General features: G+C 71.8%; 12 protein-coding genes. 4 read left to right on the top strand and 8 right to left on the bottom strand.

Annotation, left to right across the window (positions count from 1 at the left end):
- Positions 1–216: 216 nt before the first annotated feature.
- The 3 genes from QH270_RS30990 to QH270_RS31000 form a co-directional block, all read right to left on the bottom strand.
- Positions 217–543, bottom strand: a complete 327-nt coding sequence (locus tag QH270_RS30990) for a cupin domain-containing protein (RefSeq protein ID WP_110039684.1) — start codon at positions 541–543, stop codon at positions 217–219.
- Positions 544–647: 104 nt separating this feature from the next.
- Positions 648–1,136: a dihydrofolate reductase gene (locus QH270_RS30995; RefSeq protein WP_280347924.1), complete on the bottom strand. Its 489-nt coding sequence runs from the start codon at positions 1,134–1,136 to the stop codon at positions 648–650.
- The gene (locus QH270_RS31000; RefSeq protein ID WP_280347926.1) at positions 1,133–1,936 is read right to left on the bottom strand and encodes a thymidylate synthase; all 804 of its coding nucleotides are present in this window, start codon (positions 1,934–1,936) and stop codon (positions 1,133–1,135) included. The genes QH270_RS30995 and QH270_RS31000 overlap by 4 nt, the downstream gene beginning before the upstream one ends.
- A 45-nt stretch (positions 1,937–1,981) precedes the next feature.
- On the opposite strand from QH270_RS31000, the gene cobF reads away from it, so the two are divergent.
- Entirely contained in the window at positions 1,982–2,719 is a 738-nt protein-coding gene (gene cobF, locus QH270_RS31005) for a precorrin-6A synthase (deacetylating) (protein WP_280347928.1), read from the top strand.
- A gap of 10 nt (positions 2,720–2,729) precedes the next feature.
- Positions 2,730–3,599, top strand: coding sequence for an Fpg/Nei family DNA glycosylase (locus QH270_RS31010; RefSeq protein ID WP_280347930.1), 870 nt, complete (start codon positions 2,730–2,732; stop codon positions 3,597–3,599).
- Here the strand turns inward: QH270_RS31010 and QH270_RS31015 are convergent.
- From QH270_RS31015 to QH270_RS31025, 3 genes are all read right to left on the bottom strand, one after another.
- On the bottom strand, positions 3,592–5,040 hold the full coding sequence (locus QH270_RS31015; protein ID WP_280347932.1) for a dihydrolipoyl dehydrogenase family protein: 1,449 nt from the start codon (positions 5,038–5,040) through the stop codon (positions 3,592–3,594). The genes QH270_RS31010 and QH270_RS31015 overlap by 8 nt on opposite strands.
- Entirely contained in the window at positions 5,037–5,282 is a 246-nt protein-coding gene (locus QH270_RS31020; protein ID WP_233000803.1) for a DUF2630 family protein, read from the bottom strand. Before QH270_RS31020 ends, QH270_RS31015 begins: the two co-directional genes overlap by 4 nt.
- A gap of 77 nt (positions 5,283–5,359) precedes the next feature.
- Entirely contained in the window at positions 5,360–6,718 is a 1,359-nt protein-coding gene (locus QH270_RS31025; protein ID WP_280347934.1) for a PLP-dependent aminotransferase family protein, read from the bottom strand.
- A gap of 81 nt (positions 6,719–6,799) precedes the next feature.
- Here QH270_RS31025 and QH270_RS31030 point away from each other — a divergent pair, with 81 nt between their 5' ends.
- Complete coding sequence (locus QH270_RS31030) at positions 6,800–7,492, top strand: pyridoxamine 5'-phosphate oxidase family protein (protein ID WP_280347936.1); 693 nt, start codon at positions 6,800–6,802, stop codon at positions 7,490–7,492.
- Here the strand turns inward: QH270_RS31030 and QH270_RS31035 are convergent, their stop codons facing one another.
- On the bottom strand, positions 7,493–8,173 hold the full coding sequence (locus QH270_RS31035; RefSeq protein ID WP_280347937.1) for a DUF4386 family protein: 681 nt from the start codon (positions 8,171–8,173) through the stop codon (positions 7,493–7,495).
- A 58-nt stretch (positions 8,174–8,231) separates the two neighbouring features.
- On the opposite strand from QH270_RS31035, the gene QH270_RS31040 reads away from it, so the two are divergent.
- The gene (locus QH270_RS31040; protein WP_280347939.1) at positions 8,232–8,933 is read left to right on the top strand and encodes a TetR/AcrR family transcriptional regulator; all 702 of its coding nucleotides are present in this window, start codon (positions 8,232–8,234) and stop codon (positions 8,931–8,933) included.
- 104 nt (positions 8,934–9,037) lie between these two features.
- On the opposite strand, the gene QH270_RS31045 is transcribed toward QH270_RS31040, so the two are convergent.
- Entirely contained in the window at positions 9,038–10,222 is a 1,185-nt protein-coding gene (locus tag QH270_RS31045; RefSeq protein WP_280347941.1) for a hypothetical protein, read from the bottom strand.
- Positions 10,223–10,256 lie beyond the last annotated feature (34 nt).

Below are 10,256 nucleotides of genomic sequence, written 5' to 3' on the forward strand. Positions count from 1 at the left end.
CAGCGTCAAGGCCCTCGACGACGTCGCGTTTCTGCTGAGCGTCGCGAAGTAGGACGGGTCACTCGGTCGCTGACACGCCCGGCGCGCCCCGCCCCGGGGGGGGGGGCGGGCGACACAGGGAGCCCATGGGGGGGCACACCCCGGCCGCGGTCCACCCCCCCCCCCCCCCCACCGGGGCGCGGCGCGCCGGGCGTGTCAGCGACCGAGTGACCCGTCCTACTTCGCGACGCTCAGCAGAAACGCGACGTCGTCGAGGGCCTTGACGCTGTGCCGGGCGCGCGGCACCACGATGAGATCGCCCGCCGAACCCTTCCACTCGTCGGTGCCCGCGATCAGCACCAGGGTGCCGCTGAGGACCTGGATCGTGGCGTCGCCGTTGTTGTCGTGCTCGGCCAGGCTCTGACCCTCGGTGAGCGCGACGACGGTCTGGCGCAGCGCATGGGTGTGGCCGCCGATCACGGTCTGCGAACTCCGGCCGCTCGTGGAGGTGGCCGCCAGCTTGAGCTGTTGGCGGGCCACCGCGGTCAGCGATTTCTTGTCCATGACATCGCGCCTTTCGCAGGCTTCTCGCGGGGCTGGTATCGGTGAGTATGCCCGAGACCACGCCCGCGGTCGGGCGTTTTGCCCCGACCGTTAGCCAGGCGTTGTCAGGCCCTGACGTAGCGGCGAATGCGGTAGCGGAGGCCGGTTTTCGACTCGCGCCACGGCGTGTCGTCCGCCTGCCACTCCGGCCCGATCGGCGGTGCGAACGCGTCGCCCGCGACTGTCGTGTCGACCTCGGTGACCAGCAGCGTTGTCGCCAGCGGCAGGGCCTCGCGGTAGATCTGACCGCCCCCGGCGACCCAGACGTCGACCCCGCCCGCGATGTCGAGCGCGTCGGGCAGCGAGGCGGCACGCTCGGCGCCCTCGGCCGACCAATCAGGCTGACGGGTGACCACGATGTTGCGGCGGCCGACCAGCGGCCGGAACGACGCGGGCAGCGAATCCCAGGTGCGCCTGCCCATGATCACCGGGTGGCCCATGGTCGTCGCCTTGAAGTTGGCCATGTCCTCGGGAACGCGCCAGGGGATCGTGTTGTCGACCCCGATGACCCCGTTCGCGGCCTGCGCCCAGATCAGGCCGATCTCGCGGCTCACACCGCCACCGGCGCCTTGATGGCCGGGTGGTGCCGGTAGCCGCTGATCTCGACGTCGTCGTAGACGTAGTCGAACAGGCTCGTCGCCGGGCGCAGGTGCATCGTCGGGAACGGGTACGGCTCGCGGCTCAGCTGCTCGCGCACCTGGTCGACGTGGTTGTCGTAGATGTGCACGTCGCCGCCGGTCCAGATGAACTCGCCCGGTTCCAGCTCGGTCTGCTGGGCCACCATCAGGGTGAGCAGCGCGTAGCTGGCGATGTTGAACGGCACGCCGAGGAACAGGTCGGCGCTGCGCTGGTAGAGCTGGCAGGAGAGTTTGCCGTCGGCCACGTAGAACTGGAAGAAGGCGTGGCACGGGGCGAGCGCCATCTTGTCCAGGTCGGCCACGTTCCAGGCCGAGACGATCATCCGCCGCGAATCCGGGTCGGTGCGCAGGGTGTGCAGGACCTGGGCGATCTGGTCGACATGGGTGCCGTCGGGGGTCGGCCAGGAGCGCCACTGCACGCCGTAGACCGGGCCGAGCTCACCGTGCTGATCGGCCCACTCGTCCCAGATGGTGACGCCGTGCTCGCGCAACCAGGACACATTCGAGTCGCCGCGCAGGAACCACAGCAGCTCGTAGACGATGGATTTGAGATGGACCCGCTTGGTGGTGATCAGCGGGAAGCTCTCGGCCAGGTCGTAGCGCAGTTGATGACCGAAGATGCTGCGGGTTCCGGTGCCGGTGCGATCGGCTTTGGGCGTGCCGCGCTCGAGCACGGCCCGGAGCAGATCCTCGTACTGCGTATCAGGGGTGGCCACGCCTGGCGATTCTACGGTGCACGGCACCTGGCAAGCTCTCCGCGTATGCGCAAGCTCTACGTGATCGGCATCGGTGCGGGCGATCCCGACCAGGTGACGATGCAGGCCGTCAAGGCCATGCGACAGGCCGACGCCTTCTTCGTCATCGGCAAGGGTGACGAGAAGCGGGAACTGGTCGATGTGCGCACCGCGATCCTGGCCGAGCACGTCGAGGGGCCGCACCGCGTCATCGAGATCGTCGATCCGCCCCGCGAGCGCACCCCCGACGACTACGCGGGTGTGGTGCGGGACTGGCACGAGCGCCGCGCCGAACTGCTCGGCGCCGCTTTCGACCAGGTCGAGGGGATCGGCGCGATCCTGGTGTGGGGTGATCCGGCGCTCTACGACAGCACCCTGCGGATGGTCGAGCTGGTGCTCGCGGGCGGTCGCGAGTTCGACTACGAGGTGATTCCGGGCGTCACCAGCGTCGCCGCGCTGGCCGCCCGGCACCGTATGGTGCTGCACCGGATCGGCGAGCCGGTGCATGTCACGACCGGGCGCAGGCTGCGCGAGGAGGGGCTCGGCGCCGGCTCGACGGTGGTGATGCTCGACGGCGACTGCGCGTTCACCGACATCCCCGCCGACGACGTGCACATCTGGTGGGGCGCCTATCTCGGCATGCCCGACGAGACCCTGATCGAGGGTCCGCTCGCCGAGGTGGCGCGGCGCATCGTCGCCCGCCGCGCGGAGCTGCGGGCCGCCAAGGGCTGGATCATGGACGTCTACCTGCTGCGTCGACGCTAAACTGGGCACCGTGCCCGAGCTACCCGAGGTAGAGGCGCTGGCGCAGTTCCTGCGGGATCACGCGGTCGGTGCGGTGGTGGGGCGAGTCGACGTGGCCGCGTTGAGCGCGGTGAAGACGTTCGACCCGCCGGTCACGGCGCTGTCCGGCCGCGATGTCACCGGCGCGGCGCGCTGGGGCAAGTTCCTCGGGATGGACTGCGGCGGGCTGTGGTTGATCACGCATCTGTCCCGTGGCGGCTGGTTGCGCTGGGTCGACGAGCCGAATCCGTTGCCGCCCAAGCCGGGTGGCAAGTCGCCGCTGGCGCTGCGGGTGCACTTCTTCACCCCCGAGGGCGCGACGCCCGCGATCGATCTGACCGAGGCGGGGACCAAGAAACGGCTGGCGGTGTACGTCGTCGACGACCCGAAGCTGGTGCCGGGCATCGCCCGGCTCGGACCGGACGCGCTGGCCGTGACCGAGGACGAGTTCGCGGCGCTGTTGCGGGGCACCTCGCAGCGGATCAAGACCGCCATCGTCGATCAGACGCTGCTCGCGGGCATCGGCAACGCCTACTCCGACGAGATACTGCACACCGCCAAGATCTCCCCGTTCGCCAATACGAAAACCATGTCGGCGGAGACGGTTTCGCGGTTGTACGGCGCGATGCGCGAGGTCCTGCTCGACGCGGTCGAGCGCTCCGTCGGCCAGGACGCGGCCCGGCTCAAGGGCGAGAAGCGTTCCGGTATGCGGGTGCACGCGCGGACCGGGCAGAAGTGCCCGGTCTGCGGTGACATCGTGCGCGAGGTGTCCTACGCCGAGCGCTCGTTCCAGTACTGCCCCACCTGCCAGACCGGCGGTAAGATCCTCGCCGACCGGCGCATGTCGCGGCTGCTCAAGTAGCGGACTTCTCGCGCCAGGCCTCCAGCAGCCGCAGCCAGAACTCGCTGACGGCGGGAAACGCCGGGACGGCGTGCCACAGCGTGTCCAGCGGCACCCGGCCGACCACCGCGATGGTCGCCGCGTGCAACTGCTCACCCATGTCGGGGCCGACGAAGGTCGCGCCGAGCAGCCGGTTCTCGGCGATGTCGACGACGAGTTTCGCGTGCCCGGTGAAATCGTCGCGCGACAGCGCCGATCCGGCCACGGCGATATCGAGTTCGACGGTGTCGACGGCACAGCCCGCGGCCCGCGCGTCGTGTTCGGTGAGCCCGATCGACGCGTGCTCCGGCGAGGTGTAGACGACCTGCGGGACCTGCTGGTGATCGGCGCTCGCGGTGAAGCGGGAGCCGTCGAGCGGCCGCCCCTCGGCCCTGGCGGCGATCACGTCGCCGCAGACCCGCGCCTGGTATTTGCCCATGTGGGTCAGTGCCACCCGGTGATTCACGTCGCCGACGGCGTAGAGCCATTCCCCGGGGACGTCGCGGACGGTCAGCTGGTCGTCGACCTCAACATAGCCGGGCGGCAGGCCGACCGCGTCCAGGCCGAGGTGCTCGGTGGCGGGCGCACGGCCGGTGGCGACGATCAGCTCGTCGACCTCGAGTTCGCCGTCGTCGAGCACGAGGGTGACCGGTCCGCCGTGGAGGCGGCCGACCCCGGTGTCCCGCGGATCGCGCCGGGAGACCAGGTGCGGTTCGGTGTGCAGCCGCACGGTGACGACGCCGGTGTCGCGCAGCCCGGCCAGCACCATGTCGGAGGCGAAGCGCTCGGCGCGCGGCAGCAGGCGGTCGCCACGGACCAGCATGGTCACCTCGGCGGCGCCGAGTTCGGCCAGCCAGGTGGCGGTCTCGCAGGCGACCACGCCGCCGCCGATGATGGCGACGCGGCGGGGGACCACGGTCAGGTTGGTGGCGTCACGCGAGGTCCACGGCAGGGCCTCGCGGACGCCGGGGATGTCGGGGATGACGGCGGTGGTGCCGGTGGCGAGCACGACCGCGTGCCTGGCCCGCAGCACGCGCACGCCGTCGTCGGTGGCGACCTCGACGAGTCGCTCACCGACGAGCCTGCCCGCACCGCGGATCGGCTCGATCTTCGCCGATTTCGCCCAGTCGACCTGCGACGAGTCGTCCCGATCGTGCACGAACTGGTCGCGGCGCGCGAGCACGTCGGCGACCTGGGGCCCGCTCACGGTGACGCCCGGCATCGCCTGCCCGAGACCGAGCACGGCGCCCGGGCGCAACAGCGCCTTGCTGGGGATACACGCCCAGTAGCTGCATTCGCCGCCGAACAGCTCCCGCTCGACCAGCGCGGCCGTGCGGTCGCTGCCCGCGATGGCGTAGGCGGCGGCGTTCTCACCCGCCGGGCCACCGCCGAGGACGATGACGTCGTATTCGACCTCGCTCACTGCAGGTAGCCCTCGACCTCACGCGGCGAGCGCAGCCCGGTGTCGTCGGTCGATTCGTCGGCGCCGGCGCGAGCTCGCCGCTGCCGCAACAGATCCCACGCTTGATCGAGCATCACTTCCAGCTCGGCCAGTTTCTGCCGTTCGGCGACGGGGTCGATCTCGCCCGCCGTGGCCTTGGCGCGCAGCGCGTGCTCGTCGTCGACCAGCTGCTTGATCCGCGCGAGGATGTCCTGATCGTTCATCTGCTCACCACTTCCATGGTCGGAGGGGTAGTGCCGAACCGTGACTCCCGGTCCATGCTACGACCGCGCGGCGGTGTTCAGGCGAGGCAATCCGCGGCGATCGGTACCGCCGTGGCCAGCTCGGCGGTGCTGGGCGCGGTGTAGCCGATGGCGACGCCGAAGCGGTGCGGTTCGCCCAGGTGGTTGTCGGCCAGCCCGTTGAGCAGCACGCCCCGGTCGTGCGCGGCGGCGACCGCGGCGCGCTCGGCGGCGGCGTCGGGGAGTTGCACGACCACGTGCGAGCCGGCGTCGTCGCCGAGGACGGGCAGTCCACGCTCCACGAGCGCGTCGACGACCAGAGCCCGGCGCGGCGGCACGACGCGGCGCAGCCGGCGCAGATGCCGGGCCAGATCGCCGTGCCTGGCGAACTCGCTGAGCACCCGCTGGCCCGACGGACTCGGCCCGGTGCCGGTGTCGGCGCGGTAGGCCAGCACGGCGTCGGTGATGTCGGGGCGGGCGACGAGCCAGCCGATGCCGAGGGAGGTGGTGAGGATCTTGCTGGTGGTGCCGAGGTGCACGACCACGTCGGGAGCCATGGCGGCCAGCAGGGGCAGTGGCGCTGTGTCGTAGCGCAATTCGCCGTCGTAGTCGTCCTCGATCACGAAGATGCCCGCCGCCCTGGCGTATTCGATCAGCGCGACCCGGCGCGCCGCGGGCATGCGCGCACCGAGTGGAAACTGGTGCGCCGGTGTGCAATACACCGCGCGCACACCGGGCGGGATCAGGTCGACGCGCAGGCCCTCGTCGTCGACGGGCACGCCGAGCACGCGCACGCCGGCGGCGCGGAAAGCGCCGACGGCGCGTTGGTAGCCGGGGTCCTCGAAGGCCACGGTGTCGCCGGGGCGCAGCAGCGCGGCGGCCAGTTCGGCGACGGCGGCGCTGGTGCCCGCGGTGGCCAGCACCGATGCCGGTTCGGCGACGAGGCCGCGGTGCCGGAGCAGATGCTCGGCCACGGTCACCCGGAACTCCGGCTCGCCCGCGCGATCCTTGCGTGCCGCCGCGGGGAGATCGCCCGCCGCCCGCCAGGCGCGGCGCCAGGCGGCCGGGTCGACGGCATCGGTGCAGGGTGCGCCCGGCCGGAGGTCGAGCAGCCCGGTCTCGGGGACGGCGCCGGTGCCGGGCGTCGTGCGCGGCGGGGCGGCGGCGGGTGCGGTGCGCAGGTAGGTGCCGGAGCCGCGGCGGCCGGCGATCCAGCCCTCGGCGTGCAGCTGGTCGTAGGCGGTCGACACCACCGCCCGGCTCACGCCGAGCCGCTGCGCCAGCGCGCGCGAGGACGGCAACCGGTCGCTGACCCGCAGCACGCCGCCGGTCGCCGCGGCGCGCAGGGCATCGGCCACCTGCACCGACAGGGGTTCGGCGGCGGATCGATCGAGCGGGATCGGCAGTTCGTCGAGCATCGGCGCACCTCGAATTGGCCTGTTGATCTACTGTCGAATTGGACCTGTGCTCGGTCCACTCTACCGGCGAAGCTTGGTGACATGACCACGCACGACACCCACCGCCCGCCCCTGTCACCGACCCCGCGCACCACCCTGACCCGTTCCAAGGAACGTGGCAGGACCGATCGCGCCGAACTCGACGCGGTGCTCGACGCGGGACTCGTCTGCCACCTCGGGGTGCTGCTCGGCGGCTCACCGGTGGTCCTGCCGACCGTCTACGGCCGGTCCGGGGACACGCTCTACCTGCACGGTTCCACGGGTGCGGGGAACATGCGCGCCGCGATCGACACCGACATCTCGCTGACGGTGACCCACGTCGACGGTGTGGTGTATTCGCGCTCGGCCATGCACTTCTCGATGAACTTCCGCTCCGCCGTCGTGCGCGGCAAGGCGGTGCTGGTCACCGACGAGGCCGAACGGCTCGAGGCGCTGCGGTTGATCGTCGAGCACGCGGCGCCGGGCGCCTGGGACCGGGTGCGCCCGCCGAACCGCAAGGAGATGGCGGCCACCATGGTCCTCGCGCTCGACCTGACCGAGGCGTCGGTGAAGGTCCGCACCGGCGGCCCCGGTGACGACGAGGCCGATATCGCCGCCGGTGGCGTGTGGGCGGGTGTGTTGCCCTTGCGTCAGGTCTGGGGTGAACCCCTCGACGCCGACGACCTCGAGCCGGGAGTGGCCGTGCCCGCCGACGTCGCCGCCAGGGTCACGTCGAGCGCGGTGCCCGTCCCATGATCAATCGCCCTGGCTGACAGTCGGTCTCAGCTCCGCGCCGTACCGGGCGAGGAGTCCGGCGAAGGCGAGGAGCCATCCGCTCCACAGGATGTAGCCGACGAAGTTGGTGAGTCCGGCGGGCTCGGCGCCGAGCGGAACCAGCACCCCGGTGGCGATGGCGACCGCGCTGAGCGTGCCGAGTGCGGCGAACCAGCGCGGTACCCGGGCACGCAGAGCGCGGACGACCAGCACCGTCCACGTCGCGGTGAGGGCGTAGCCGATGGTTTCGCCGAGCACCGTGCCCAACACGGTGTTCAGCGTCTCGAAGGTGTCGAGCACGGCGCGGTCGGGCGCGGCGTGCTCGGCCAGGCCGGGAACCAGCAGGGGCCAGCGCAGCAGGCCGATCGCCTGGGCCAGTGCCGCGGCGACACCGGTGCGGACCGCCCAGCGCATGGTGGTCGAGCTGTCGAGGCGCCCGATCAGGATCGACAGCGGAGCGAACGCGCAGGCCGCGGCGGCGAGCGCGGTGAACAGCGCGACGATGGTGCCCTGCTCGGCGCGGAACCGCGCGAGGGCTTCGGTGGACGAGGTCTGCAGGACGTCGGGGTAGTCGAACGACACGCTCAAACCGAGGAAGGCCAGGTTCATCAGGACCGGTGCGGCGATCAGCAGCGTGATGGTGGTCCAGGGCTTGCGACTCATGATGGATCCGTTCTGGCTGTACGGGGTACAGGTAGCTGTACGGGGTACAGTCCAGTGCATGTCGGACGGGAAGTCAACAGGTCGACAGGCCGCCGGCGGCGCGCCGCGGCCGACGCGGCGGTCGTTCAGCGCGGATCGGGTGGTCGATATCGCGCTCGAACTGCTCGACGAGGGCGGACCGAGCGCGCTGTCCATCCGCGCGGTCGCGGCGCGGCTCGGCGTGAATCCCAACGCCGTGTACACCTACGTGGCCAGCCGGGCGGATCTCGAGCGCGCCGTCATCGAGCGGGTGCTCGCCACCGTGCCGCTGAACCCGCTCACCGACCCCGGCGTGGAGTGGACGGCGGCGGTGATCCAGTTCGCCCTCGGCCTGCGCGATCAGCTGCGTGCGCACCCCGCCGTCGCGACCTTGATGATGGCGGGTCCGATGGACGGCCCCGCGGCCCGCGACGTCGGCGAGGCCATGTTCACCTGCCTGGCCCGCGGTGGGCTGCCCGCGCGGGCGCGGGCGCACGGCGTCTACGCGGTGATCGTCCAGGTGCTCGGCGCGATCGCGCTCGATGTCGCCGAGACCGACGGAAAGCCGCCGCTCCCGCCGGATTCCGAGCGCATCGCGCTGCGCAGGGCGGGTTTGGACGACATCGACATCCAGCGTTGGCCGCGCACCGCGGCGCATCTGGACGAGATGGCGGCGTGGAACTCCGTGGATCAATTCGTCTGGGGGCTGCGAACTCTGCTGGTGGGGATGACCGCGGCCTAGTGCTGCCGAGCGCGGAGCCGGCGCGTACCTCGAAAACGCCCACGGAGACGACAGCGGCCGCCGTAATCGGTAGCGGGGTCTCGCGGGTGCCGCGCCGCGCCGGATCACCAGCGCGCCGGTCGTAGCCCGTTCACGGAGCAGGCGTGATCGATGGCGCGGTCGAGTGTTTCGTGCCGGCGCGAAAGGTTGACCAGGGCCAACGTGTAGGTGTCGCCGAGGCGGGACAGGTAGCCGGCGAGCTGGGTACGCGGAAAGGTCGTGAGCGCGGGATGGATGGCGCGGGCGGCCACCCGATGACAGTCGTGCGTGCCGACGGTGCGGAGCGCGTCGGGGAGCGTTCCGATGTTGGAGCACAGGATGTCTCGTTCGCCCGCGCCCTTGCTCAACGCGTAGGCCCAACGGTCGGGTAGTACCTGCAGGATCTCCTCGGGTAGTCCGGCAGGGCTGGACATCCGGCGCTGGTAGGCATCGCGCGCCTTGTCGCGGATCGTGGCCGGGGTGTCGGTGCGGTCGATGGCGATCTCGGTGACGGCCAGGTCGTTGTCCACGCGTGGTTCGTCGCGGGTGTCGACCGGCAGGCTCGCGGCGATCGTCGGATCGGGGAACCCGTTCGCCCACAGGATGTTCCCGACGAGATGGATGAACAGGCTGTTCGGCGTTCCCCCTGCCGCGGCGGCGGTGGCATCCCAGGTGTCCGCGTCGAAGGTGAGCAGGAGGCCGCGGACGGCTCGCCCGTCCGCCGGTGCGGGTGCCCGGGTGGCTGGTGGGCGGGGCACGCCACCGCGCAGGGCGCGGGCGGTGCCACGCAGAATCGTCCTCCACTGGGAGCGGGCGTCGGCCCAGTCCGAATTCGTGCGGCGTAGTTCGGTGAGTCTCGGATGCTCGGGTGCGGTGGGCCCGGCCGGATCGAGTTCTTCCAGGCCCCTCGCGACCGCGTGGATGAGGCCGCGCGCATCGGCCAGCACGTGCGAACACGTCAGGGTGACAACGGTTCCCCCCTCGCGCAGTGGCGCCGCCGACAGTCGCCAGCCGGGTCCGAACCCGGGGTCGAGATCGGTGCCGAGGGTGTCGGCCCAGGGGAGGATCGCGCTCTCGGCGAGCGGGCCGCCGAGGTCGAGCGGATGGGCTGCGGTGGTGGGCTGCCAGCGGCGGGGCGCGCCCCGGCCCCCCCCGCCCCCCCCCCCCCCCCCCCCCCCCCCAACCCCCGCCGCCCCCGGCGGGGGGGGGGGGGGGGGGGGGGGGGGGGGGGGGGGGCCCCGGGCCCCCCCCCGCCGCTGGCAGCCCACCACCGCAGCCCATCCGCTCGACCTCGGCGGCCCGCTC

The sequence above is a fragment of the Nocardia neocaledoniensis genome (genome assembly GCF_029868625.1).
Classification (GTDB): domain Bacteria; phylum Actinomycetota; class Actinomycetes; order Mycobacteriales; family Mycobacteriaceae; genus Nocardia; species Nocardia neocaledoniensis_A.

Excerpts from the sequence above, each read along its gene's own strand:
- QH270_RS31035 (WP_280347937.1), bottom strand. The coding sequence starts at position 8,173 with ATGAGTCGCAAGCCCTGGACCACCATCACGCTGCTGATCGCCGCACCG.
- QH270_RS31030 (WP_280347936.1), top strand. The coding sequence starts at position 6,800 with ATGACCACGCACGACACCCACCGCCCGCCCCTGTCACCGACCCCGCGC.
- QH270_RS31040 (WP_280347939.1), top strand. The coding sequence starts at position 8,232 with ATGTCGGACGGGAAGTCAACAGGTCGACAGGCCGCCGGCGGCGCGCCG.
- QH270_RS30990 (WP_110039684.1), bottom strand. The coding sequence starts at position 543 with ATGGACAAGAAATCGCTGACCGCGGTGGCCCGCCAACAGCTCAAGCTG.
- QH270_RS31020 (WP_233000803.1), bottom strand. The coding sequence starts at position 5,282 with ATGAACGATCAGGACATCCTCGCGCGGATCAAGCAGCTGGTCGACGAC.
- cobF (WP_280347928.1), top strand. The coding sequence starts at position 1,982 with ATGCGCAAGCTCTACGTGATCGGCATCGGTGCGGGCGATCCCGACCAG.
- QH270_RS31025 (WP_280347934.1), bottom strand. The coding sequence starts at position 6,718 with ATGCTCGACGAACTGCCGATCCCGCTCGATCGATCCGCCGCCGAACCC.